Source organism: Maritimibacter alkaliphilus HTCC2654 (assembly GCF_000152805.1).
GTDB classification, from domain to species: Bacteria; Pseudomonadota; Alphaproteobacteria; order Rhodobacterales; family Rhodobacteraceae; genus Maritimibacter; species Maritimibacter alkaliphilus.
The window spans coordinates 50,968-75,567 of the sequence record NZ_CH902580.1; the positions used below are offsets into that span (position 1 = coordinate 50,968).

Genomic DNA, 24,600 nt, shown 5'->3' on the forward strand with positions numbered 1-24,600 from the left:
CTTCTTCTTGGCCTTCATGATGTTGGGCAGCGACGCATAGCGCGGCTCGTTGAGGCGCAGGTCGGCGGTGACGATGGCGGGCAGGCCCACCTTGATCGTCTGAAGACCGCCATCGACTTCGCGCGTCACGGTGGCCGCGTCGCCGTCGATGTCGAGCTCCGAGGCGAAGGTCGCCTGACCCCAGCCGAGCAGGGCGGCCAGCATCTGGCCGGTCGCGTTCATGTCGTTGTCGATCGCCTGCTTGCCGGCGATGACCAGCTTGGGCTGCTCTTCGTCCACGATCGCCTTCAGGATCTTGGCGACCGCCAGCGGCTCGATATCGGTGTGAACGTCGTCGGCCGCGACCACGAGGATCGCGCGGTCAGCCCCCATCGCCAGCGCCGTGCGCAGCGTTTCCTGCGCCTGTTTCACGCCGATCGAAACCGCGACCACTTCCTCGGCCTTGCCCGCTTCCTTCAGCCGGATCGCCTCTTCCACCGCAATCTCGTCGAAGGGGTTCATCGACATCTTAACATTCGCAAGATCGACACCGGAGCCGTCGGACTTAACCTTCGCCTTCACGTTGTAGTCGATCACGCGCTTCACAGGCACCAACACCTTCATCGCAGACTTCCTTTCCTGTCACTTGGACTTGGCGCAAGTGCTAAAGTCAATGGTCCTACCTTTCAACCAAAAAGTGGCCCGACCCCCGATCAAAGCGCCAATGTGCGCGCCACGGCCACCAGCGCGGGGGCCTCGAACCCTTCGAGTTCCATCTTGAACGTGCGGCAGATCATCAGTCCCCCGCGTTCCTCGTTCACCTTGTCCACCGTCATATGCAGCCGCAGCCGCGACCCGACCGGCACCGGCGCGGGATAGCGCACCTTGTCGTAGCCGTAGTTGAACGCACGCCCATGCGCGGACATGCGAAAAATCTGCTTCGACAGGCCGGGCACCAGCGACAACGTATATAGACCGTGTGCGATGGTCTTGCCGTCCGGCAACTCGCGCGCGGCGCGTTCGATGTCGACGTGATACCAGTTGTCGTCCAGCGTCAGTTCGGCAAAGCGGTCGATCGTCTCCTGCGTGACCTCGACCCAATCGCTGGGCATGAGCGTCGCGCCCACATGGTCCCGCAGGTCGTGAAGCGTGCGTATCTCAAGCATCCCGATCCCCTCAGTCGCGCAGCATTTCGCGCGCGATGGTGTTTTTCTGAATTTCGCTCGCGCCCTCGTAGATCCGCGTCACCCGCACATCCCGATACAGCCGCTCGACCCGCTGGCCGCGCACGTATCCCGCGCCACCGAAAATCTGGAGCGCCGTGTCCACGGTCCGCCCTGCCGCCTCGCTGCAAAAAAGCTTTGCCATAGCGCAAAGCGACCGGCTCACCTCGCCCCGGTCATAGCGCCAAGCGGCGTCGAGCATGAGGAGCCGCGCCGCGCGCATCTCGGTCGCCATGTCGGCCAGCATGTGCTGCACCGCCTGAAAGTCCGACAGCTTGCCGCCAAACGCGGGCCGCTCACGCGCATAAAGCCGCGCCTCCTCCAGCGCCATTTCCCCCATGCCCAGCGACGTCCCCGCGATGGCCAGACGCCCCGCGTTGAGCCCGTGCATAAGGTAAGACAGCCCCTTGCCCTCTTCCCCGATCAGCGCATCGGCGGGCAGCTCCACATCGTCAAACGCCAGTTCGGCCACCCCCGGCGTATGATGCCCCATCAGTTCGAGGATGCCCGCCAGCTTGTAGCCCGGCGCATCGGCCGGGACGAGGAACAACGAGATTCCGTCCTTGGCGCCCTTGCTCCGGTCGGTATAGGCCGCGACGACCGCCTGCCCCGCCTTGATCCCGTTCGAAACATAGGTCTTGTAGCCGTTCAGAACCCAGCCGTCGCCCTTGCGCTCGGCGCTGGTGCGGATAGCGGACACGTCCGATCCGCAATGTGGCTCCGACAGGCAGAACGCCATGACCAGATCGCCCGCGATGACCTTAGGCAGCGTCGCCTGCCGCTGCGCCTCGGTCCCGAAATCCTCGATGATCTTAGTCTGCGGGCCTTGCGACGACTTCACATCCGCCCAGAACTGAACCGGCAGATGGGCAAGCTCGGCCTGAATGCAGCAGATCTCGAGCATCCCCAGACCCATGCCGCCGTTCTCTTCGCGAAAGGCCAGCGAAAAGAACCCGTTGTCACGAAACACCTTGCCGACCGCGTCGGGCACCTTGTCGGTTTTCTGGAATTCGGGTTCGTGCGGCATCAGGTCCCTGACCATCTTCCGCGTGGTGTCGATCATTGCCTTTGCATCATCCGGGAGCTCAAAATCCAAGGTCTTTTCCGTCCGCTGTTCTCATTTCGGTAAGTCGCCACAGGAAACCAGATCACTCGGGAGCGAACCAATATCAATATCGTCTCATTCGGTCTCGGACGGGGTAGGCTGCCGCAGATAGGGCTGGTTTTAACTGACGACGATCCTCGACGACTTCAGCCGCTACGAAATTGCCGGGCGCCTTGGAAACAGCGATCGGCGCCTTCATCGACCACTACAGGGGAGTGAGTTCGTCTCCCGCGACATGGACCTCTGGGCCTACCAGCGCGGGGTCACGCTCGACTTCTCAAGGCCAGGCAAGCCAAATGACAATGCCTACATCGAAGCGTTTGACCTGCTCCCCTTGGAGTCCGCGTTTATTGGTTAGCTCTGTTCTGGGTTTGGTCCTCTCTTGACCGTTGGTGATACTCCCACGGGGTGAGCCCGTCGAGGCTCGTGTGGGGGCGGTGGTGATTGTAGTCGTCGCGCCAGGCTTGGATCAGATGGCGGGCGTGGCGCAGGTTGGCGAACAGGTGCTCGTTGAGATGGCGTAATCGGGGCTCAGTCCCCAGATTCGCCGGTAGTCTTCTTACCGGTAAATCCATGACCGGGAGAACGACCATGACCAGAGTATTGTATGTGGGCCTCGACGTCTCACTCGAGATGACCAGCATCTGTGTTGTCGATGCCGAGGGCGGAATGATCCTTGAGACAAAGGCGGTTTCAGACCCTGCCGACATCGGCGAAGTGCTGGCTGGTATCGACGGCACCTTCGAGCGAGTTGGCTTCGAAGCCGGGCCTTTGTCGCAGTGGCTTTACAATGGCCTCACGAGCGCAGGCTTGCCCGCGGTCTGCATTGAAGCGCGACATGCCAAGGCTGCGATGGTGGCCAGGGCGCAAGCCCGCCGCTGCGAGTAGCTTTTCTCTGTCATAGCCCAGTCCACAGCGCGTCTCCTCGAACATTCGCCATTGTCACTCGGACCAATGGCGCGACATGGCTCATCCTCAGAAGTGTTTCCCAACGTCTCCTTCAGCGTGGCGACGTCGAGCATCTCCTCGGCCAGCGTTGTTCGGGGAAAACGCCCCACTGGGGCCTTTTCCGATCCCTCCAACTCTTCAGCTTGGCATTCTCTGCCTCCAGCGCCTTCAGCCGCCGGGCATCGGAAACCTCCATGCCGCCATACTTCGATCGCCACTTGTAGAACGTCGCGTCGCTGATCCCGTGCTTGCGGCACAGCGCCTTCGCGCCGAGCCCAGCCTGGTGCTCCTTCAGGATGCCAATGATCTGCTCTTCGCTGAAACGGCTTCTCTTCATCGTCTGTCTCCTCGTCTGGAGAACAGGCTAACCTCAAAAGGAGGACTTTTCAGGGGAGCAGGTCAAATGATTTGGGGCTTGGCGTAGTAGCCTCCGTATTATTACCTGCCCATGCGACGGGGCTTTCTCTACCTGGTTGCGGTCATGGACTGCATCACGCGCAAGGTGCTGGCCTTTCGCATCTCGAACACGCTGGAGGAAGACTTCTGTGTCGAGGCCCGCAACGAGGTCGTCCACCGCTTCGGCCCGCCCGAGATCATGAACAGTGAGCAAGGCTCGCAGTTCAGGTCCTTCGCCTGGAGCGACCGGCTGAAACAGATCGGCGCCCGGATCTCGATGGACGGCAAGGGCGTAACCTCGATAACACCTTCATTGAGCGCCTGATCTACGTGGGGAAAAAGAACGCGTCGACCCCGGGGCCAGCGCGTTCGTCACACAATCGGTCAAGTTCGGTTCAGACCCGTTCTTCGATCCAGTTTCCGGCGGGCGTTTCGATCCATTCCTGGCCCGGCTCGAAGGCCACTCCGACGGGATCGCCACCCTCCAGCACCGCCTTGACCTGACGCAGGACAAAGCGCCGGAGCATGGCGATGCCTTGATCGGTCGTGCCGAGGTGTTCGTGGTTGTGCCACGTTATGTCGCCCTGCCCTTTCTGGGCTTCGTAATCCCCAGGCATTTCGCGTCGTTCGGCTTCGGTCAGGTCTTCCCAGTATTTCCCTTCACCGCGCGTGCCACGATGACCCCGCAACTCGCCCGCCGTCTTGACGCGGCCGACCGTGTAGATGCGGAAGTTCACATCGTCGATCGGTAGGCAGAACCCGATGAACTGGCATCTTCCCTCGGCAAGGATCGGGCTGGGAACGACGCGGAGCGTCGGCATCTGAACCTCGGAAATCCGTCGCAGCCGCTTGCCATCGCCCAGATCGCGGAAAGAGGTCGTGCGCACACCCAAGTCCTCGGTCGTGAAGTGGCAGTCGGGCATGGTCATCATCTCGGGCACGAATTGTGAACCCGAGAACGTGCCATGCAGCACGACCACGTGGTACGGGTCGATGATGTTCTCCCAATGCTGGAACCAGTTGAAATCGCAGATCACCGGACCGCCGCCGCCGATAGAGGTGTCGTCGGTTTCCAGCAACTCGCCGTCGTCAAGGTTTTCAAGAAGCTCGTATCGCGGGAGCAACGGCTTCTTTTCCGGTGGCCCCATGTAGACCCAGATAAGTCCATACCGTTCCTCGACCGGATACCATGGCTGGCGCACCTGTTCGCGCTGGCCTTCGCCCATCTTCGGCTCGCAGGGCTGTTCCAGGCAATTGCCTTCGGCGTCGAAAAGCCAGCCGTGATAACAGCAGCGAATGCCGCGGTCTTCGACCTTGCCGTAGTAGAGCGACGTTCCGCGATGGGCGCAGCGCGGGTGGACGATGCCAACCGTGCCTGAGCCGTCGCGAAACAGGATCAGGTCTTCGCCGAGCGCGCGGATTTTCTTCGGCGTCGCCGTGGCGTCTTCCGACAGGCCCACCGGGTGCCAGTAGCGGCGCAGAAGTTCGCCCATCGGCGTCCCGCGCGTGGTTTCGGTCAGGAGCGGGTTGGGCACCGGCTCTTTCAGATTATAGGCAGTCATCTCGTTCATTGGCTGTGTCCTCCACTGGCTGGGTCCGCGTCGCGCTTCACAAATCGAGCACAAGACGGTCTGTCTTGGCGCGGGAGCAGCAGATCAGCATCGCTCCCTCCGCGCGTTCTTCGTCGGTCAGGACAAGGTCCTGGTGGTCCGCCTCGCCCGCGAGGACGCGCGTTTCGCAGGTGCCACAGACACCCACGCCGCAGGAATGCTCCGGCGACAGACCTGCATCGATTAGGGCGTCCAAAATGGTTTTGTCGGACGGCACGATGACTTCGGCCCCCGTCTTTGCAAGCTCGACCACGAATTCGCCTGCCCCTGCTTCGAGTTTCGAGGGCTCGAAGCGTTCGATATGGACATGGTCGGCAGGCCGGTCCGCACAGGCCGCCACGAAAGCGTCGAGCATCGGCGCCGGCCCGCAGCAGAACAGATGCGCGTTGTCCGGGGCCATTGAAGTTAGTGCGGCCAGATCGGGCATTCCGTCTTCGTCATCGAAGTGAAGGGTCCCACCAAGGGTAAGAGCGTCGCTCAAAAACCCGGCGTCGGTCCGCGAACGCGCGCAATAGGTGAAGCGATAGGAGCGGCCCACTTTGGCCAGTGCTTCGGCCATGAACAGAATCGGCGTCACCCCGATTCCCCCGGCGATCAGGTGAACCTCGCCATCCGCCGCCAAGGGAAAGGTGTTGCGCGGTTCAGAAATGTCGATGACGTCACCGGGGCGCAGTCGGTCGTGAACCGCCTCGGACCCGCCTCGGCTCTGCACTTCGCGGCGGATGCCAAGCACGTAATGCCCCGTATCGCTGCCCGCCGTCAGCGAGTATTGGCGCAACGGCGCGTCTAGAATGGAAACGTCGATATGGGCGCCTGGTTCGGGCGGAGTGAGTTCGCCGGCCAGCGGCTCCAACTCGATCCGAAGCACGCCGGTACACTCCCACCGCATCAGGCGCACCCGCACTTGTCGCATTCCGTCCTTCACTCGCAATTGTCTCCGTGATCCTGCGGCTCGAGGGCCTGTTTCGCACCTCTCGTCCTACAAATTGCATATGCAATTTGCAAGGGTAATTAATGCCGCGTAGCGAAGCTTGTTGGCCTTGGCCGGGCGTGCTAGACGTAAATTGCGAGTGAAACAAGGGATTTGAGAGCTATGTCGGACCTTCAGGCCGTGCGCGAGTTACGTCCGGACGAACTGGCAATTCCGCCGCGTCGGGACGAAGGCGACGTCGTCATGGCCGAGATGCTTTCGGTCCGTCTTTCATGGCTGAACGATGCGGTCGAACATCAGACCAACAAGATTCTTCACAAGGTCGCCGGTCTGAACATGCTCGAATGGCGTTGCCTGCTGACCCTTTGCACGAGGGGGCCGAAGACCGGAAAGGAAATCGCCAGCGCCTGCAACATCAGCCCGCCTCAGGCCAGTCGCGGATTGCGTTCATTGGGCGCAAAAGGGTTGGTCGAATGGTCTGGCGGCAGCGACAAACGTTATTTCGGCCCGGCCACGGTTACCGACGAAGGCTGGCGAATTTATCATCGCATTTCCCCCATTTCCCAGCGTCGAAACGAATGGCTCCTGAGTGATCTGACCGACGAGGATCGTGACACTTTGTTTCGACTCTTGGCCATCGTGCGCAAGCGGGTCGATGATGGCACGCACATCGACCACTTGATCGAAAACAAAGCAGAAAACCCGGCAGAATAAAAATCCCACCTTCCCGCGCAGGCTCATCTTCGCGCCTTTAATTGCAGTTGCAATTTGCTAGTTGAGCGGGCTAATCTGCACGCAACGCAACGCGCGTCAGAATTGCTTGAACAAGTGGAGGACAAGACATGGAAGGGTCGATGCCCATCGTTGACACGGCGTATAATCTGAAAGCGCCCCAACCAAACACGAACCTGACGGACGTCGGGCGCGGCACGCCTATGGGCGAACTCCTGCGCCGCTACTGGCACCCGGTCGGGTTGGCGGCGGATGCCACCGCGACACCAAGAAAAATCCGCGCTCTGGGCGAAGATCTGATCCTGTTCCGCGATGGCTCGGGAATCGTCGGTGTCGTTCACCCACGCTGCGCGCACAGGGGCACGTCGCTTTACTACGGGAAGGTCGAAGACCGTGGAATCCGCTGCTGCTATCACGGCTGGCTTTTCGACGCCGAAGGCAACTGTCTGGAACAACCCTGCGAGCCGAAGATGGGCGAAGGGCAGCGCGAGAAGGTTCGCCAGCCGTGGTATCCGGTCGAGGAACGGTATGGCCTCATCTGGGTCTACATGGGACCGGCCGACAAAAAGCCGCTGCTGCCCCGATACAAACTGCTTGAGGAGTTCGAGGATGGCGAATTCCTCGAGGCCAATGACATTTCCATCGGAAGCGGCGGCCCTGTTATCGCCGACTTCAACTGGTTCCAGCATTGGGAAAACGTGATGGACCCGTTCCATGTGGTGGTCTTGCACTCGACCTTCTCGGGAACGCAGTTCGTGCCGGAAATGGCGACCATGCCGGAGTGCGATTTCACGAACGAACCGCTTGGCGTGCGCACGACGTCCTACCGTGACCTTGGCGACGGCAAGCGCTTGCGCCGGATCACGGAGGTTCAGATCCCGACGCTACGTGTCGTGCCTTCTCCGTTGCTGACACCGGGTCGCTGCCAATCCATCGGCTTTGTCCTGCCGATCGACGACACCCATTTCCGGATCTATACGGTCGGCCGCGTCACGAAAGAGGGTGAATTGTCAGGCATCCGCTCGCGCCAAAACGGCAAGCTGTGGGAGGACCTGACCGAGGAGGAGCATCAGATGTTCCCGGGTGACTATGAAGCGCAGAAGGCACAGGGCGACATTACCTGGCACAACCATGAGCACCTCGGGACGACGGACCAGGCCATCGTCATGCTCCGCCGATTCATGCTGCGGCAGGTGAAGATCGTGCAAGAAGGCGGCGACCCGGTTGGTATGGCCTTCGTGCCCGGCGAGGAGTGGATCGACAGCCCGGCGGGCAATTGGATCGAGGACGCGCCCACTGCTTGATGCGGCGGGCCCAAAACAAAACAGGCGCTGCAACCGGTCGGGTTGCAGCGCCTTTTCTATGTGTGGATTTCAAGCCGCCTGTTTCGCTGGAATGACCGTCGCGTGCGGCGCACGCACCCAGACTGGCATCCCTTCGACCAGATCGTCGTCAAGGGCCGAGACAGCACGCAGGGTCAGGCCGCCCTCAATGTCGATCTCGCACTCGGTGACGTTGCCCTGAAAACTCAGCTTGCGAATGCGGCCCTCGAATACGTTGGTGTCGATCTCGGGCTTCTCTGCGGACAACAGCAGGCGCTCGGGCCGCAGAACCAGATCGACTTCGCTTCCCGCCGAAACGGGCGTTTCATAGGCAAGTGTAAGGTCGGGGCCCCCGTGTATGTGAAGGGCGACGCGACCGCCGGGTGCGAGTTCCCCCACCCTGCCGCGCAGGATGTTGGCCGACCCGAGGAATTCCGCGATGAAAGGGTCCTTCGGGATGCGGTAAATCTCGCGCGGGCTTCCTTCTTGCGCGATGAAGCCCCCGTTCATCACGGCCATTCGATCCGCAAGCACGAAGGCCTCGGCCTGATCGTGGGTAACGAACAACGCGGTGACGCCGACCCGCTGGATCATGTCCGCCAGTTCGTTGCGCATCGTGATGCGAAGCTGTGCGTCGAGGTTCGACAGAGGTTCGTCGAGAAGCAAGAGCTTTGGCTCGCGCACAAGAGCCCGGGCAAGCGCCACGCGCTGCTGTTGGCCGCCTGAAAGCTGGGTCGCTGACCGGTCCGCCATCTTCAGCATGCCGACCGTGTTCAGCACGGAATTCACCCGTTCCCTGATCTCGGACTTGGCGACGCGCGGACGCTGGACCCGGAGTGGGTAGGCCACATTCTCGAATACATTGAGGTGCGGCCAGATCGCGTAGGATTGGAACACCATCCCGATGGGCCGCTCATGAACCGGCACGAAAATGCCCCGTTCGCTATCGGACACCACCTGGCCTGAAATTTCGATCCGCCCACTAGAGGCGGTTTCGAGACCTGCAACGCAGCGCAGTGTCGTTGTCTTGCCGCAACCAGACGGGCCGAGTAGCGCGTAGCATTCGCCCTCGGGAACCGTGAAGTCGATCCCGTGGATGACCTGAACCGCGCCATAGGACTTGGTGAGTTTCGTGACTTTCAACATGGTTTGACCTCAGGACGAACGTGACAGCGCGCGGCGCGCCAATATGACGATGGGAATGACGAGCAGTACGATGAGCGATCCAAGGGCCGCCGCCCCGATGGTGTCGCCGTTCTGGTACAGCCGCCACAGGAGCACGGACAGAACCACATTGTCCGGGCTGTGCAGGATAAGCGGCAGTGTGAACTCGCGCACCCCCACGATGAAGAGCAGAACGAAGCTGGAAAACAGTGCCGGCCGCATCAGGGGAAGAACTACGCGCCATTGTGTGCTGATCCAGGTCGCTCCGGACGCGGACGAGGCCTCTTCCAGTTCCTTGTGCATCTGCAAGAGCCCCGCCTTTGCCAGCCGAGTGGAGATGGCGAGGCGGTAGCTATAGGCGATCACGAGGATCCACACGGTCCCATAGATCCCCACAGGCAGCGTCAGGTAGAGCAGCATGATCGCCAAACCTGCGATGACCGACGGAATGCCGATAGACATGAACGAGAAGAAGTCGAGGAGCGTGCGCCCTGGAAACTTCAACCGCATGACGACCCACGCGACGAGACCACCCAGCATGGTGATGATCGCTGCGGAAGCAGCCGCCACGAAGAACGTGTTGCGGATCGCCAGCCAGAACTCGCGGCTTGCAAAGAGCCTCTGAAACGGCTCGGCCGAGAAAGATGACAACGAGGCGAGTGACGGAGGGGCGAAGCCGAAGAACGCGGTCCAGACAAGGACGAGCGCGGGCAGGATCCCGGCGAGCAGCACATAGGCGCTGAGAAACAGCATCGACGGCACTTTCCAGCGACCAAGCTCCAGCCGCCGCTGGCGATATGCCTTGCCCGTCACCGTCACGAACTTGTCGGCGCGCCGGACGGCCAGGTTGTAGAGCGCGAGCAGAAGAATACCCATCAGCAGGAACGGGAGCGCCACCGCTGCCGCACCGCCGTAATTCGGCAAGCCGTCGGCCGGATTGAGCTCGTACAAGATCCGGTAGCTGAACACGTTGATCTGGGCCGGCACGCCGATGACGGAGGGCAGTTCGTATTGCTCCAGTGTCACGAGGGTCACGAGGATCAGCGGCGCGAGCAGACCGGGCAGGAGCACAGGCACGGTCACCTTCCTGAACGTGGTCAGGGACGAGGCACCTGATGCGCCGCTCGCCTCTTCCAGCGAGGGGTTCATCGTGCGCAGGGCCGAAGAAAGCAAAAGATAGGTGAACGGAATGGTTGCAAGCGACTGACACAGGATCAGGCCGCCCATGGAGAACACGTTCACCACGCCCTTTACACCGAACACCTGTTCTAGCGCGACGTTCAACCATCCGGCTTGCGGACCCATAAGAAAAATCCACGCGATGGCCAGAACGATGCTTGGCACCAGCATGGGGAACAGGATCAACGTGAACCATGTGTCGCGCGCGGGCAGATCAGTACGCTCGATGAGCCACGCAAGCGTGAACCCGACCGTGAAGCTCAGCGTGACCGAGCCGCCGGCGAAGATGAGTGTGTCCGGGATGATCCGGGTATAAAGCACCGACGACGTGTAGACGTCGATCAGGTTGCCCAGTGTCCAGCCCGCCCCGGGCTCGAAGGGCAGGAAATCGGAAGGGCCCCTGAATGCTGTGAAGAGGAGCATCAGCAAGGGAACGGCAATCAGGTAGATCGCAAGCGCCGTTCCGGCGATGATGATGATCCACGCCGCGAGGCCAAGTTCCGAGCGGCGCCTGGGGCGCCGCTCGCGGTTCCGTTCGGAACTCTGTGTCATGGAAATCTCAGCCATCTGCGTTTAGTCGGCCTGACCGGACAGGATATCGCCAGCTTCTTTGTACAGGGCCGACCGCGCCTCGATCACCTCAGGCGTATCGTCCACGACCGCTTTGCCATCTGCCCAGATCATCTGCGCCAGCTCGTTATCGGCATTCGGGCGTAGGTCGTCTTCGAAGATCGCGGCCTTGCGCGCCGCCTTGCCTTCTTCGGACGCGAGCCAGCCCGCCAGCAGAAGCCCTGCGTTCGGATGCGGCGCATCGTTCATCAGAACCGAGCCGAACTGTCCAAGGACCGCAGGTTCGGGAACGACGAAATCGACCGGCAGACCGCTTTCCGCCCAGAGCTTCGGAAGCGTGTCGACTTCGATGGCTGCATAGATGCGCTCACCGGACTGGAGAAACGTGTCACGCGGCGCCCGCGTCAGAAGCATGTCCTGCTCCATCAGGCCACGCGCAAAATCGAGTGCTTCTTCCTGACCCCACTCGATCGACAGGGCCGAAACGAGACGGGGTGCAAGGAAAAGGCTCCCTGCCATCTGACCCTTGTACTTGGGGTCGAGCAAATCCTTCCAGTTGGTCGGCAGGTTCTCGGTGTCTGCCAGTTCCGTGTTGTAGGCGAACACGTAGACGATGTTGTTGGTGAACCCCATACCCTTGTCGAAGGCCGTGTTTGCGGGATCGACACCGAAGAGAGACCAGTCCACAGCACTGAAGAGGCTGCGCTGGTTCAAAGGCTGAACGCCGGTGATGGAATGCCAGAAAACGTCGACCTCGTGCCGCCCTGCACGTGCTTCCGCAATCGCCTTGGTCACGATGTCATTGTCGCCAACGACCTGCACGTCGATGCCCGGGAACTCGGCGGCGAAGGCGGCCGGAATCCACTCGACTTCGCGCCCGTTGGTGCCCCACATGACCACAGAGCCTTCCTCTTTGGCCTTTGCGTAAAGCTCCTCCACTTCTGGGCTCGATTTCCAGTCCGACTGGGCGGTGGCGGACGATGCGGCGAACAGCATCGAACCGGCTAGGACGCTGGCTACAAGTTTATTGAACATTCGCTCCTCCCTGAGCTTGTATGGTTTTCGCCGTGACCCACCACGGCGGACTTTTCGAGCGCTGGCTTCGTGGCCACATGACCCTATGGCATGGGGTCATCCCATTGGTCCCGTCCCGTGCCTTGATCCCGCTGTGCGCATCAAAATGCATATGAAATTTGAGAGTAAATGTCTACGAAGAAAGTAGTTTTCGGCCCTACCCGGCCCCGGCGAAAAAAGGGCTGTTAAATCAAATTACTACTGAAATTTGATTTAGGGAATGGCGGCCGCGACGATCAAAGAATCACGACCGTCGTTCGCCGCATGGGACAGGGTGATGCGAAAAGACCCCGCTATCGTGCTTTAGGGCGAAGGTGATTCAATCCTGCAGATCAAAACCCTGAGATTGGAAACGAACTATCTACACCGCCGCTCGCCGCTTCATCTGCTTGACGATGTTGAACTGATGAATCTGGCTCGTGCTTTCGTAAAGCCAGAACAGGCGTACGTCGCGGAAATATCGTTCGACGGTCGAGTGGTTGGCAACTTATCCGGCTTCCTCGAACACCTGAACGGCGCGGTCGGCGGCGCGGCCACAGGCCTCGAACGCGAAATATTTGTATATCGACGCCTCAAGCGCGATATCGCAACCCTCGTCACGCGCCCGTGCGGTTTGCAGGACGAGTGGTCGCGCCGCTTGTCCGTTGTCAGAATTTTTTTGGACACGAACGCCTGATCTCGAAGGGAGAGTTTGGCTCGTCGATGTTTAAGGTTAGGGCGTGGTCTGGCGATGCCGCAGGCGGCGGTGCTAGATGGTCTGTCGTTTGATCTCTTTTCGTCGTTTCAAAATGGTTTCCGCTGCTCCGAGATAGACGTCGGCAGGCGTTGGAATGCCCAAGCTCTGGCGGTAGCGGTGGTGGTTGTAATGATCGATGAAGTCGCCGATTGCCTGATCTAGCGCGCCTGTCAGGTAGTAGTTATCGAGCAGGATGCGGTTCTTCAGGGTCCGGTGACAACGCTCGATCTTGCCTTGGGTTTGAGGATGGTTCGTGGCACCGAGGACATGGTCCGCGCCCTGCTTTTCGAGCCACGTGACCAGCTCCCCGGAGATGTAACTGCTACCATAGCAGCTTGGGAAGAAGCTCTTGTTTGTGGTTATCGCTACGCGCGTTACCCTCAGATAGCACAGCGGGTGGCCATAATTGGGTCTCAGATCTCACCAGAGCCGCGATCCGACAATAGTAGTCACGACCAAACTGACAAGCGAGCTCGATCATGTCGACGCCCAGGCGCCCTTCATCAACTCGACCTTTCGGTAGCTCGCGCTGCATCGAGCAATGCTGGCGCAACACTCGACAAGGACAATGTTCCGAGATGCCCAGCTTGTTGCGAACATGGTCTAATCAGGCAAGACGACGAGTGGGCTTTGAGGTTTCCCTTTGCGGCCTCAGCTAGGACCAACCTGTCCAACGTCAGGTCCGATACGGCTTTCCGCAGCCGTTTGTTCTTTCTGGAGGCACTTCAGTATTCTGAGTTGGTCGGTTCCCATACCGCCATACTACTTGCGCCAGCGAAAATAGGTTTGTTCGGTAGATGCGATCCACGCGAATCGCATCTACCCGAGCCATGCCTTGCCCGACAAGCAACTTACCCTGCCGCAGCTTCGTGGCGATCTCTTCCGGCTTGTGTCTCTTCGTAGCCATTCTGATCCTCCGATGTCCTAGTCATAATGGCGGACCACTTCAGTGGGGGAAGACCAGTGTTTCTGCGATCCCGGCGGTTCTGTAATAGCGGGTCCTACCCTTCGATCCGAACGCCTGCGATCGTTGGATCGATTGTACGAATGGCCCTCATCAGACGCGCCATCAGGTGGGTTTCGACATAGGTGGCGTGGAACTTTGTCGGGGCTGAGAGGATCAGCCAGCCTTCGTGCCGCTCAACCTCGGTCATCCCGTGGAACCACGCGCTATAGGTCGCCCGGTCCGCACCGTGCAGGAACGCCTGAACCTCAGCCCACAGGCTACCGTTAGACACCGGCGCGGCCACCTGCCGAAGCGCGACCACATTCGTTGCCCGCGGCTCCGTTCGCGTCGGGTCCATCCGTTCGACGAAATCCTGTCCGATATTGGGCCAGGCCGGGCGCGTATCGTCCATCATGCGAGAGAAATCGATCCCGTAGACACTCACCCTACCCCTTGCGCCGCGCCGCTTCATCACGAGCCAACCAATAGCCTGAAGCTTGGCGATCTCGCGCTTTACCGTTCGCACATCGCAGGACCAGAGTGCGGCGATCGCCTCCTGCCCCATCGACAACTCATCGCGCTGCCAGTTGTAGCGCGTCGTGATAAGCGACATCATCCGCGTGACCTGCCGCTGTCGATGCTTGTCCTGGCTCAGGGCAAAGGCCATGAGCGCCGAGAGAATGTCGTATTTGTGGGAAGCGGCTGCGCGTCCAACCGGCTTGGCCATTTCCATAGCCATCTCCTCGTGTCCCTCTCCCGGTGTTCCGGGAACCTGTGCCTCATCGTCATCTACGTGACTTTATTCGGGATTTCGTCTTTATCAACGTTTTTCCCCGACTGATCGCCATTAGCGTCCGGTTTCCCGATTCTGTCAAGCGTCGATCATTCTGACCCAGATCCCGTTCTGAAAGAATAGGTATCTTTGGTACTGAGGGACATCCTGAGTGTCCCTTAATCGGCAGGAAATGTCACTCAATATGTGGTGGAGGTCTTTGTGGCGTCCCCCAATAGAGCGTGGTCTTGCGCGTGTTCCGTCGGCGGTCAGCGAATCGGCGGCGGTCCTCCTGCGCTTGAGGGGCGAGCCAAAACCTTCCCCGCGGAAAAGGTTCTGAACCATCCTGACTTTGGTTTTGCGTTTTTGTCAAATCCGGCGTATTTCCGAAAACAGGCAGAATTTACGTTGAGGCGTTCCATGTACGACCATGAAGATCTCGCGCGGCTACAGTCCCAGTCGCTCAAGATGCAAAGCTGGATCAGGCAACAGACCTTCTCCCCCGAGAACACCAAGCACCTTCGCCGGTTCTCGTCGTGGGAGGTGAGCGAGCTGATCTTCGGCATCAACCAGTCCACGTTCCGGGGTCGTCTTGCCTCGGACCCGAGCCTTCCCGGCGGGGAAGTCGAGCCTGAGGGTCGCCAGCGCTGGTTCTCGCTCGACGAGATCAACGAACTGCGCCGGCGCATGAAGGTGAACCGCAAGTCGCTCATGCCACCCCGCCCGGCCGGCAAGCGCGCCTTCCGGGTCGCGGTGGCGAACTTCAAGGGCGGTGCGGGCAAGTCGACCGTGGCGCTTCATTACGCGCACGCCGCCGCGCTCGACGGTTACCGGGTGCTCGTGGTGGACTTCGACCCGCAGGCGACTCTGAGCCACTCCATGGGCCTCACGGATGTGGCCGAGGACTATACCGTCTGGGGCATCATGGCGCGCGACCTGATCCGCGAGACGGATCGTATGAACGACGCGCTCGTCGGCGCGGAAAGCGGGACCGCCCTGCCCCAGCGTAAGATCCCGTCCTCGATCCGCGACCTCGGCCTGTCCGAGCTTCGCCATCAGGACTTCATCAAGACGACGGCGTGGTCGACGATCGACATCATACCATCCTGCGCCAACGCCGCCTTCGTCGAGTTCGCGTCGGCCCAGTACCGCCACCTCAATCCGGAGTGGTCGTTCTTCGCCGCCGTTTCGCGCTACCTCGACAGTCTTGGCGACGATGACTACGACCTCATCATCTTCGACTGCCCCCCGGCCATCGGCTACCAGTCCATGAACGCGGTCTTCGCCGCCGACATGCTCTACATCCCGTCCGGCCCCGGCTATTGGGAGTACGACTCGACCACGTCTTTCATCGGTCAGCTTGCCGAGGCGCTCGAGGATCTGTCGCACGGCTTCGACGGAACCTTCCCCGCTGGGAAGATGACCCTGCCCAAATCCTTCGCCGACATCCGGTTCGTGATGACCCGGTTCGAGCCAGGCAACGATCTGCACCGCGCGATGCTGGAAGCGTTCCGCAAGGTTTTTGGCGATCATGTGTCCGAGAACACGGTTGAGATGACACGCGCCGTCGAGCAATCGGGGCGGTTCCTGTCGTCGGTCTACGAGATCGATTACCGCGAAATGACGCGGGAGACGTGGCGTCGGGCGCGTGCCAGTTTCGACCGGGCCTATGAAGAGTTTCGCGACCGCGTCGTCGTCGCATGGGACAAGATCTGAGGAGCGTGACATGAGCCGCAAACGCCGCATCTTCGATATCGACATGCCGGAGGACCCTCCGGCCCCCTCGCCCGAAACCTTCCCCGCGGAAAAGGTTTCTGATCAAGATACCTCGCGCGCACGCCGTGGGCCTATGGCCACCGCGATCAGCGAAACCGCCTCGTCTGCGCGTGAACGTCAGGATATCGAGGCGCGCATCCGAGCCGAGAATGACGCGCTCGCCCACGAACATGTCCGGCTGAAACGGCTTGGCCTTCTCGTCGATCTCGTGCCACTCGACAAGATCGAGACCCACAAGCTGGTCCGGGACCGGGCCAAGGGGCCGGACATGGAGCTGGCCGAGTTGAAGGCCTCGATCCAGGAGCTTGGCCTGTCCAACCCGATCCGGGTCGAGGCGGCAGGGGAAGGTCGGTTCGAACTGATCCAAGGCTATCGGCGTCTCGCCGCGTACCGCGAGTTGCTGGAGGAAACCGGGGACACGGAGCGGTTCGGCGCGATCCCGGCGGCCGTGGTCGCGCAGGGCGATACGCTCGATTCGCTGTACCGGAAAATGGTCGACGAGAACCTCGTCCGCAAAGACATCTCCTTTGCCGAGATGGCGCAGCTTGCTGTCGATTACGCAGCAGATCCAGGTACGCCGGAGCGCGATCCCGACAAGGTGGTGGCGCGGCTTTTCAAGTCGGCGAGCTACTCCAAGCGCAGCTATATCCGCAGCTTCATCCGCTTCGTGAAAGAGATCGCGCCGCACCTGTCGTACCCGACTGAAGTGCCGCGCGCACTCGGCCTCGCGCTTGTGGCCCGGATGGACGAGGTGGAGGGACTGCCCGCTGCGATCGGACTCGCCCTTGCCGATATGGACAACCGTTCGGTCCAGCAGGAGCTCGACGTCTTGCGCAGTTTCGTCAAGGACGGGGGCGACCAGAAGCCGGCCGGACGGGGGAGCACGCCGGCCGGCAAATCGGATACGGTCGGGAAAGCCAAGACGAGTTTTCAATTCGATCGCGCCGAGGGGCGGGCAAAGTGCACTGCGGCTTCGGGGCGGCTCGAAATCCGGATGGACCGCGATTTCACGACCGTCGACCGCCGCAAGCTCGAGGCTGCGGTGCGTCGGCTGCTGGATGACCTGATGTAGAAACCTTTTCCGCGGGGAAGGTCTTGACCCAAAGGGGCCCGCATCGCGCGGCCCCTTTGCTTTTCTAAAGCCCAGCAGCTTTGGTCAAATTCACTCGGAACCGGTCTCGACGGCGCTGGTAGCGCCGGGTCATCTCAGCCGAGGTGTGTCCGAGATGCTTCTGTACAAAGCGTTCGTCGACTTCCGCGGAACTGGCAAGTCCGGCGCGCAACGAATGGCCAGAGAACAGAGCCATTCTTTCTTGCTCCGGCAGCTCGGATCGGATGCCGGCGTCCAGAACTGTGCGCTTAATCAGCCGTGCGACATGCTTGTCGTTGAGCCTCGTTTCGGATGTCCGTTTGCCATCGCGCGAGGTGCCGACGAAAACCGGGCCAAAGTCGATCTTCGCGAAGTCCAACCATTGTTTGAGCGCGTGAACGGGGCAGGTCTGTTCCTTGGACCCTCGGCCGATCTCGACCTCGCGCCAGCCGGTCTTTGCATTGAGGGTGAGCAGCGCGCCTTTGTCGAAGATCTCTATCCAACCGCCGGAGCCGGGTGTGTCGTCTTTGTGCACGTCGAGGCTGACGATTTCCGAGCGGCGCAGGCCTCCCGCATAGCCGACCAAGAGGATCGCGCGATCTCGAAGCCCGCGGAGGTCGTAGGGCAGGGTGGCGACCATCGCGAGGATGTCCTCGGCCAGGATCGCTTCCTTCTGCACCGGCGGACGCGCGTGCTTGCGTTTGATCCCCGCCAGCACCGTCGCGATGTGCCGGTTCTTGCGATCGAGAGTAAAGCCTCGCTGCGCGTAGTTCCAGGCGAGACCTGACAGGCGGCGGTCGATGGTTGAGACGGAGAGGGCAGGGGAGAGCCCCGAACCGGACGCCAGATCCGCGAGGTAGAGTCCGACCATTTCAGTCGACGGAGGCAGCGGTTCTGCGCCCTTCATCCGGGACCAGTGCGTGAAGTGCGCCCAATCCTTTGCGTAAGCCTTCAGGGTGTTGTCTGAGGCCGCGGCGCGCGCATAATCACGGGCGGTATCGACCAGGCGATCGAGGGTGCCTGATCCGGCGACATGGGAGGGCAGGGCGATGTCATCGCTTTCCTCTCGCGCTCTCTCGTCGACGCGCGCATCATTCAGCTCATCAGAGGGCGTAGACGACGATTTCTCGGTCTCAGAGGGCATCTTTCCGTTGAATCCAGCGGTGACATTGGACTACCTCCCAGCATATCTATTTATGTCCGATAATGCAAACTTATTGGACATAGCGGAAAGGAGCAAGGCGGGGCGGTTATTGCGCTATTTACTGGCAGAAAGCGCCGCGCAAGTGTAGGCTTTGGGCATGACATTTGCCCGCCCGGACCCCATCAGCGACCTCGACACGTTACCCCGGATGCCCGCCTGGGTCACCACTGCACGCGCTGAAATCCTTGAAGATGTTGTGTTTTTGTCGGGTGCGGCGTTGAACCACCTGCATCTTGTGTTGGGACGCGACGAGGTGCCCCAAGCCTTGTTGCGGGACCGGCTCGCGCTGCGTGCGGCCGAGGCTTGCGTCGCGTTCTCTGGACGATCGGAGCGGGCGGGGGAACTGCGCGACGCGGTGCACCTGCTGCGTCTCGGTGATCTACCGGGACCCGCGGGTGAGACCTGTCTTGCCTGCCGGCGCGCAGCGGAGCGGCCGGTGTCGATCAAGGCTCTGGGTCGCGCCTTGCCGACCATAGATCCGGGCCAGATTGCCGCATGGCTTGATGCCGGAAGTGGGGCGCCGGTGACCCGGGCCGCGATGGTGTTGGAGGCGGTCCTGCGCGAGGCGCCGCGCGCAGACGTAGCAGGACTGATCCTTGCGGATGCGGCCCTCGCTCAGGCATTCGGTTGGAGCCATCTCGTGCCGCTGCTGGCCCCAGCCCTGAAACGCGCCGATCTGCGCAAGCAAGGTGACGAGCTCCGCATGGCCTGTCATCGGGCACTGATCTCATCGTCGTTTGAAGCCGTGCGGCAGGCCGCCGGCCTCGTGCGCCGGGCTGCGCATTTGAAGGCGATCGCGCCGAAGCTTCGGGCCAAGGGGGCGGGCGACGCGGTCGAGATGTTCCTGACCCGCGATGCCGTGGCGCCGTCTGCCTTGCCTTTGCCGGATCGCGCCGCGCGGCGGTTCTGCGATCGGCTCGTCGACCTCGGCGCGGTGCGCGAGCTGACCGGGCGCGACACCTTCCGGCTCTACGGGGTATAGCGATGGCCAAGGATCACGCAGATCAGGTGCTGGATCGGGAGCTGGACGAGTTGCCAGCCGAGCTTCGCCGGCGCGAATGGATGCGCCGGATCGAAGCCGTGCTCTTTGCCTCTGCCACGCCGGTAACGCGCGAGGACCTGGCGCGCGTCGTGGGGCAGGGGGTCTCGGTCGATCTCCTGATCGACGATCTGATGTCTGATCTCGAGGGGAGGTCGTTCGAAGTCGCCAAGGTCGCCGGCGGATGGATGCTGCGGACGCGGCCAGCTTATGCGGCGGCGATCCGGACCGCGGCGGATGTGGCTGACCAGGATCTCGATCTGCGCGAGTACGATGTCGCCGTGCTGGCCGCTATCGCCTATCACCAGCCGATCACGCGGGACGGGCTTAAGGATATCTTCGGTAAGGAGATCAGCCGCGATCTGATTGGTCGGCTGCATGCCCGCGGACTGATCGGCACGGGCCCACGATCGCCACGGCGCGGTGCGCCCTACACCTACGTGACGACGAATGAGTTCCTCACGGCGTTCGATCTGGGGTCGCTCCAGGACTTGCCGGATCGGGAGCAGCTCGAGGATTCAGGTATGCTACGCGAGGTATGAACGATCCGTCCCATCTGTCTCACCCTTCGTCCATCGCCGTATGTGTCTGAGAAAATAGAGGGTGAAAATCTGGCAGCAACGACATGATACTACCGTCTCGCTGCAGAAACTCATGTGCAGCTCCTGGCAATAGAGCAGGATCAAGTGGGATACGGGCTTTCGGGTTGTGAAGCACGACCATGCCTTCCACCCACGTCTCGGTCGAGGCAGGCCCCACGTCCTCGGAGAATGGCGTGGGATAGGGGTTGTCAGCGTTCGAATCGTTCCGCTGCATGCCGGTCCGCAACAGCTTGACGCGTGGGTCTCCGAACCCGGCCGCTTTGCCAAGACGGTTGAACTTTGTGACTGTGCCTTGAGGGTTGATGATAACAGCACTGACATTTTGAGCGCCATCGAGCTCGAAGAAACCTGGGCGCGCACGTTTCTTGCCGTAACGGTGGGTTATGATGCGCGCGATCTTCCTCGCACCATCTTCAATCCAGTGCCTGACTCCGAATACGTACTCCGTTGCGGCCGGCACAATGAACCGCATGGTTCCATGCAGATGGAAGTCCTGGACCGCAATGCAGAACGGCAAGTCTTTTGCGGCTGGTTGTTCCCAATAGGGTGGCTTGTGATTGAACTTGTTTCGAAGCGCTGACGACAGCCGAATTGGGATGTAGTTCTCAAGGTATTGCTTGAATGCCTCAGGTTCGTCTGGGACCTTCTCGGGGCCAGAAGAAGAGGGATTCACGCTGGTTGCTTCGACTGTCAGGCCCCCAAGATTTCCCTGAAGGACAAAATCTGGTGTCGGGGCATCAACCTGCCTGATAAATCCGAGCTCTGTGAAGGTCGCAAAGAGATATAGTTCCCAAAGGAGTGCATCCCATCCGGCTGTTTGGAACTTCTGTACGAAATTGCCATCAACATCCTCGTGAAACCGCATCATGTTGGAAATGAGTTCTCGAGCAGGCGAATATCGTGGGTCTTCCAACAGCATCTTGAACGAAGAATGGAACCGCTCTTCATCAACTGCAGGTTCAAAGAAGTCTACAGCTTCTCCTTCTTCATCGCCCTGGTGAAACGCCTCATCAGGTAAGTCCATCGAATCACGCATGGCAACCATGAGCGCCGAATAGGCCTCCTCGGCGGTTGGATATGAGGCGTTTACCTTGATTGCCCGAAATCGAGCTACCGCATCCCGGCCAAACACCACCCATCCGTAGTCGTCGTCAATCCGGTCCCAGCAGAGCATGCCGAGAACCCGCTCTTGTGGATCGGCGAACCAATCCAGTTCCGTGGTAATCAGCGTGATTTTGGGATGTCTCGCGTACCCGGCGAGAGCATTGAATCGGCGTCTGTCAAGTTGTCCGAAGATTACCACCAGCTTCTCAGTGTTCTGTAGAGATTGCGTGTTTGGCAACGAATCCTGTGCCCGCGATCTGATCGTAGATCGTGAAGGGTGGATGCGCCTTCGGTTGCCAGACGCGGCCGAACTCGACGGCGCAAGCTGTCGGTATCGCAGGGAACACCGTCAGGTTGGTCTCTTCGCCATGGGTCGCCTTGATCCGATCGAACGTGCGTCCGACGGTTTCTCGGAACCCGGTCAGATCGGCTTGATTGCGTAGGACTGTAGTGCCGAGCACCGAGGATCGGATCTCCCAAATCGACACATCGTCCCCGACCGCCGCACGTATGCGATCATCGCTCACTTCTGCCGAAACGGAGAGTTTCAAAGCTACCGTCTTGCCACTCTTGGCGCCTTCGACCGCTTCGAATGAAACTGGCGATCCATCGTTTGGCCAAGTCCATGCGGGAGACGGCTCGCGGTGCCGCATGAACACCGTCGCGTCGGAGATGTCCGAGATCAACCGCCCGAGTTCGATCAGGATGGGGATCGGGGCCAGTCCGAAGATCGACAAGTGCTCGATGTCGCGTTCCTCAAACCTCCACCGGACGTCCGTATCAAACCGTTTCCGGAGGCTGGAAATCTCAGTCTGATAGTAATTTGGATCACTATCCTTGTGGCGCATGCCTCGCAGTTTGATCTCGATAGGGTGACGATCTGCCAAGGTGGCGTTTGCTACGGCTGCCGTAGCGCAGTCATCAAACGGCACGGCCGTCTCGTTGTCTCCGATGGGTGCACTGACTTGGAGAATTGTCGTCCGCTTCGCCGATCTTACCGACAACAAACGATCCGTCCGCTCCTCATTCTCCCGCTTCATCTCCATCAACACATCGACTGTATAGGTCGCCAGATTTGATGGGTCATCGATAAGCCTGTGGTGCTCATCGCAGAGCAGCATCAGATTTTCCGGGTCATCAGACAGCGCGTAGGACAATTCGGGATCACCGCGTTCACCTCCCGGCGCCGCTGCTATGACGTGCGCAACGTAGGCGTTGTTACGGCTTGTCTTGCCCGCGATCAGATCCTGGTCCAGACGTTTCCCGCAATTCTGGAACTGGCACCGACCAGCCGCGCGGCCCCAGACGATCATCTTCGTCGTCGGAGTAGTCGGGCCACGTTTGTCAGGCATCAGTCAGCTCGTCTGCCTGACGCATTTCACCAACGGAAATCGGCCCGGGCGCATTGGGACCACGCCAAACGCCATCAAAATGCCAGAGCTCATAGTGGTGAAGCCATTCTGACGCCCAGGGAACTGTAGTATCGGCAATGAGCATCGTTGAGTTCCACTCCCCATCATCTGGGTCGAACAGGCACAGGGCAGAGTCGACCGGGTTTGAGCTGTCGAAGTTCAGATGCGGGATGTCTTCGAAACGCCCGCCGGGTCGCGGCCTAATCTGAGGGTCCAGTATGAAGACGTGTGGGGTGTTCGGGTTTGCCAGCCAGGGCCAGTGGACGAGAACCTGATACTCCATCTGGAACCCACGCAATGGTCCGCGCCATACAATGCTCGGTCCATCGGAGAGAACGCGTGCCGCCAAACCAGGCCAGCGCATGGCCATGCGGTTAAGTTGGCCATGGGGTGATCTTGGTTTCCGGCGCTTGAGGCTCACTTCAATTTCCCGGGGTGAAAATGATGCGGCCTTGCCTGTGAAGTAGTTGGTTGCGAGGTATCCGCTGGCCGCAGAAGGCCTGGCGAGGCCACAAACCCTTTCCCGCGCTCGTAGCTGCTCGTAGGAGCGGCACCTGCCAGGCCATCGGCATAAGAGCGAACTGCCTTCTCGGTGATACGCTCACCAAAGAGATCATCGAAGATCTTCTGAATGTCGATCAGCTCAGAGTGCCGTGCTCGTGACAGCTCATGGATCAGGTGTTTAAGGTCGCTGCTGAAAACTCGCATGTCCTGAACGGTGGGTGGCCAGCGGTCATTGAAATTCTCCGGATGAAACTCCGGGTTGCGCTCTTCGGGCCACTGACCTGTTTCGATGGCTAGGGTCATGCGGCGGTTGAGTTCCCCGGCATAGTTTTCGAGCTGTGCGCAGAGACCATAGGGATGCGCTGGCAAGAGGGCGGCGATCTTCGATAGGTAGATCGACACGGGCCGCTTCAGGTCGCGATTGGCGTAGCGCCGGTTGAGATACCGCTTCATCAACTTGAGCGCGATGACTTGGGGCGTGTCGCGGATCGGATCAATGGGGTCGGGCAGATCATCAATGTCCGCATCGGCGTAGAGCGTTCCCGGCTCGAGGCGCCCCGTCAGCTCCAGGCCGGAGCGCGTCTTGGCTACTTGGTCAAGGAACACTTTGTTTGCCGGACCCACGTTCGCCTTGAACCATTGGATGAAGCCGAAGGGGTTCACATCGTGCGTTTCATCGGATCCACGATCCGGGCTGTGAAAAATCTGACCCACGCGCTCGTGTCTTGGCTCCGGGTGCGGATCCATCGGTGTGACGTCCAGATGCATGAAGGCGAACTGGAGCTGAATACATCTGGTGCAGCGCTCGATCTTTTTGACGTCTGGGAACCCCTGAAAGGCGATGAACAACTCATCGAGGACATCGCGTGGGGTCCACCCTTGGGGACGATAGAATTCAAGGATGGCGTCGAGGTCAAAGCGGTCTTCGTCGGCGCCGTTGACGATGGTCGCACCGATTGCACGCGATCCCTGAGGGTATACGCGGGCACTGTCCATCAGCTTTCGTAGCCGACTAGTTGGTCGCTGCAGGTGCTCTGGGATGTGCAGATAGCGTTTGTCGGCGACGCGCAGATCACGGTCGCTGAGTTCCAGTTGTAGGGCCGTCGCCAGCAGAAGGGCGTCGAGGCCAGGGGATGTTGCGTCAAGTGGCATGATGCGTGCTCCGTATCGCGGCCTCAATAT

Annotated in this window: 22 protein-coding genes and 6 pseudogenes; 9 read left to right on the forward strand and 19 right to left on the reverse strand. The window is 60.5% G+C overall.

Going from position 1 to position 24,600, the window contains the following annotated elements; genetic code table 11:
• The 3 genes from RB2654_RS21425 to RB2654_RS21435 form a co-directional block, all read right to left on the reverse strand.
• Nucleotides 1–603, reverse strand: a 603-nt coding sequence (locus RB2654_RS21425; RefSeq protein WP_008335879.1) for an electron transfer flavoprotein subunit beta/FixA family protein, incomplete at its 3' end; no start/stop codon positions are given.
• Nucleotides 604–692: 89 nt separating this feature from the next.
• On the reverse strand, nt 693–1,145 hold the full coding sequence (locus RB2654_RS21430; RefSeq protein WP_008335877.1) for a MaoC family dehydratase: 453 nt from the start codon (nt 1,143–1,145) through the stop codon (nt 693–695).
• A 10-nt stretch (nt 1,146–1,155) separates the two neighbouring features.
• Nucleotides 1,156–2,298 (reverse strand): acyl-CoA dehydrogenase family protein, encoded by a 1,143-nt coding sequence (locus tag RB2654_RS21435; protein WP_050772058.1) that lies wholly within the window; start codon nt 2,296–2,298, stop codon nt 1,156–1,158.
• A gap of 217 nt (nt 2,299–2,515) precedes the next feature.
• Between RB2654_RS21435 and RB2654_RS23520 the strand changes: the two are divergent.
• Nucleotides 2,516–2,632 (forward strand): annotated as a pseudogene (locus RB2654_RS23520) (IS3 family transposase); the annotation flags it as partial.
• Nucleotides 2,633–2,654: 22 nt separating this feature from the next.
• Here RB2654_RS23520 and RB2654_RS23525 read toward each other — a convergent pair.
• Nucleotides 2,655–2,822, reverse strand: a pseudogene (locus tag RB2654_RS23525) (integrase core domain-containing protein); the annotation flags it as partial.
• A 76-nt stretch (nt 2,823–2,898) separates the two neighbouring features.
• On the opposite strand from RB2654_RS23525, the gene RB2654_RS21445 reads away from it, so the two are divergent.
• Nucleotides 2,899–3,195 carry a hypothetical protein gene (locus RB2654_RS21445; RefSeq protein ID WP_040885934.1) on the forward strand — a complete coding sequence of 99 codons (297 nt, stop codon included), beginning with the start codon at nt 2,899–2,901 and terminating at the stop codon, nt 3,193–3,195.
• On the opposite strand, the pseudogene RB2654_RS23805 reads toward RB2654_RS21445, so the two are convergent.
• A pseudogene (locus RB2654_RS23805) lies at nt 3,159–3,592 on the reverse strand (transposase); the annotation flags it as partial. The gene RB2654_RS21445 and the pseudogene RB2654_RS23805 sit on opposite strands and share 37 nt — an antisense overlap.
• Before the next feature lie 102 nt (nt 3,593–3,694).
• Here RB2654_RS23805 and RB2654_RS21455 point away from each other — a divergent pair.
• Nucleotides 3,695–3,975: pseudogene (locus RB2654_RS21455) on the forward strand (DDE-type integrase/transposase/recombinase); the annotation flags it as partial.
• Between the two features lie 71 nt (nt 3,976–4,046).
• On the opposite strand, the gene RB2654_RS21460 reads toward RB2654_RS21455, so the two are convergent.
• Both RB2654_RS21460 and RB2654_RS21465 read right to left on the reverse strand, forming a co-directional pair.
• A complete protein-coding gene (locus RB2654_RS21460; RefSeq protein WP_008335865.1) occupies nt 4,047–5,222 on the reverse strand; it encodes a Rieske 2Fe-2S domain-containing protein in 1,176 nt (391 codons plus the stop codon).
• 37 nt (nt 5,223–5,259) lie between these two features.
• Nucleotides 5,260–6,174, reverse strand: coding sequence for a PDR/VanB family oxidoreductase (locus RB2654_RS21465; protein WP_040885936.1), 915 nt, complete (start codon nt 6,172–6,174; stop codon nt 5,260–5,262).
• 180 nt (nt 6,175–6,354) lie between these two features.
• Between RB2654_RS21465 and RB2654_RS21470 the strand changes: the two genes are divergently transcribed.
• A complete protein-coding gene (locus tag RB2654_RS21470; RefSeq protein ID WP_008335863.1) occupies nt 6,355–6,906 on the forward strand; it encodes a MarR family winged helix-turn-helix transcriptional regulator in 552 nt (183 codons plus the stop codon).
• Between the two features lie 140 nt (nt 6,907–7,046).
• Nucleotides 7,047–8,228: a Rieske 2Fe-2S domain-containing protein gene (locus RB2654_RS21475; protein ID WP_040885962.1), complete on the forward strand. Its 1,182-nt coding sequence runs from the start codon at nt 7,047–7,049 to the stop codon at nt 8,226–8,228.
• Between the two features lie 69 nt (nt 8,229–8,297).
• Here the strand turns inward: RB2654_RS21475 and RB2654_RS21480 are convergent, their stop codons facing one another.
• The 7 genes and pseudogenes from RB2654_RS21480 to RB2654_RS21500 all read right to left on the reverse strand — a co-directional run bounded on the left by RB2654_RS21480 (nt 8,298) and on the right by RB2654_RS21500 (nt 14,648).
• Complete coding sequence (locus RB2654_RS21480) at nt 8,298–9,392, reverse strand: ABC transporter ATP-binding protein (RefSeq protein ID WP_008335861.1); 1,095 nt, start codon at nt 9,390–9,392, stop codon at nt 8,298–8,300.
• A 9-nt stretch (nt 9,393–9,401) separates the two neighbouring features.
• A complete protein-coding gene (locus RB2654_RS21485) occupies nt 9,402–11,141 on the reverse strand; it encodes an ABC transporter permease (RefSeq protein WP_040885937.1) in 1,740 nt (579 codons plus the stop codon).
• A gap of 21 nt (nt 11,142–11,162) precedes the next feature.
• Complete coding sequence (locus tag RB2654_RS21490; protein ID WP_040885938.1) at nt 11,163–12,194, reverse strand: ABC transporter substrate-binding protein; 1,032 nt, start codon at nt 12,192–12,194, stop codon at nt 11,163–11,165.
• A gap of 526 nt (nt 12,195–12,720) precedes the next feature.
• The gene (locus RB2654_RS24105; protein WP_202795890.1) at nt 12,721–12,852 is read right to left on the reverse strand and encodes an acyl-CoA dehydrogenase family protein; all 132 of its coding nucleotides are present in this window, start codon (nt 12,850–12,852) and stop codon (nt 12,721–12,723) included.
• A 129-nt stretch (nt 12,853–12,981) separates the two neighbouring features.
• Nucleotides 12,982–13,296: pseudogene (locus RB2654_RS23125) on the reverse strand (integrase core domain-containing protein); the annotation flags it as partial.
• A 91-nt stretch (nt 13,297–13,387) separates the two neighbouring features.
• Nucleotides 13,388–13,876: pseudogene (locus RB2654_RS23990) on the reverse strand (transposase); the annotation flags it as partial.
• A 94-nt stretch (nt 13,877–13,970) separates the two neighbouring features.
• Nucleotides 13,971–14,648, reverse strand: coding sequence for a DnaA N-terminal domain-containing protein (locus tag RB2654_RS21500; protein ID WP_040885963.1), 678 nt, complete (start codon nt 14,646–14,648; stop codon nt 13,971–13,973).
• Nucleotides 14,649–15,107: 459 nt separating this feature from the next.
• On the opposite strand from RB2654_RS21500, the gene RB2654_RS21505 reads away from it, so the two are divergent.
• Nucleotides 15,108–16,403, forward strand: a complete 1,296-nt coding sequence (locus RB2654_RS21505) for an AAA family ATPase (protein WP_008335840.1) — start codon at nt 15,108–15,110, stop codon at nt 16,401–16,403.
• Nucleotides 16,404–16,413: 10 nt separating this feature from the next.
• Complete coding sequence (locus RB2654_RS21510; protein ID WP_008335839.1) at nt 16,414–17,535, forward strand: ParB/RepB/Spo0J family partition protein; 1,122 nt, start codon at nt 16,414–16,416, stop codon at nt 17,533–17,535.
• 64 nt (nt 17,536–17,599) lie between these two features.
• Here RB2654_RS21510 and RB2654_RS21515 read toward each other — a convergent pair whose 3' ends face one another.
• A complete protein-coding gene (locus tag RB2654_RS21515) occupies nt 17,600–18,697 on the reverse strand; it encodes a tyrosine-type recombinase/integrase (RefSeq protein ID WP_008335838.1) in 1,098 nt (365 codons plus the stop codon).
• Nucleotides 18,698–18,854: 157 nt separating this feature from the next.
• Here RB2654_RS21515 and RB2654_RS21520 point away from each other — a divergent pair, with 157 nt between their 5' ends.
• Nucleotides 18,855–19,739: a DUF1403 family protein gene (locus RB2654_RS21520; protein ID WP_040885939.1), complete on the forward strand. Its 885-nt coding sequence runs from the start codon at nt 18,855–18,857 to the stop codon at nt 19,737–19,739.
• Nucleotides 19,740–19,741: 2 nt separating this feature from the next.
• Complete coding sequence (scpB, locus tag RB2654_RS21525) at nt 19,742–20,338, forward strand: SMC-Scp complex subunit ScpB (protein ID WP_008335834.1); 597 nt, start codon at nt 19,742–19,744, stop codon at nt 20,336–20,338.
• 19 nt (nt 20,339–20,357) lie between these two features.
• Here scpB and RB2654_RS21530 read toward each other — a convergent pair whose 3' ends face one another.
• The 4 genes from RB2654_RS21530 to RB2654_RS21545 are packed head-to-tail and all read right to left on the reverse strand — an operon-like array spanning nt 20,358 to nt 24,570.
• Complete coding sequence (locus RB2654_RS21530) at nt 20,358–21,701, reverse strand: hypothetical protein (protein ID WP_008335828.1); 1,344 nt, start codon at nt 21,699–21,701, stop codon at nt 20,358–20,360.
• 7 nt (nt 21,702–21,708) lie between these two features.
• Nucleotides 21,709–22,854, reverse strand: a complete 1,146-nt coding sequence (locus RB2654_RS21535; RefSeq protein ID WP_008335826.1) for an SAVED domain-containing protein — start codon at nt 22,852–22,854, stop codon at nt 21,709–21,711.
• Entirely contained in the window at nt 22,847–23,284 is a 438-nt protein-coding gene (locus RB2654_RS21540; RefSeq protein ID WP_050772059.1) for a type II CBASS E2 protein, read from the reverse strand. The genes RB2654_RS21535 and RB2654_RS21540 overlap by 8 nt, the downstream gene beginning before the upstream one ends.
• A gap of 47 nt (nt 23,285–23,331) precedes the next feature.
• Entirely contained in the window at nt 23,332–24,570 is a 1,239-nt protein-coding gene (locus tag RB2654_RS21545) for a nucleotidyltransferase domain-containing protein (protein WP_008335800.1), read from the reverse strand.
• Nucleotides 24,571–24,600 lie beyond the last annotated feature (30 nt).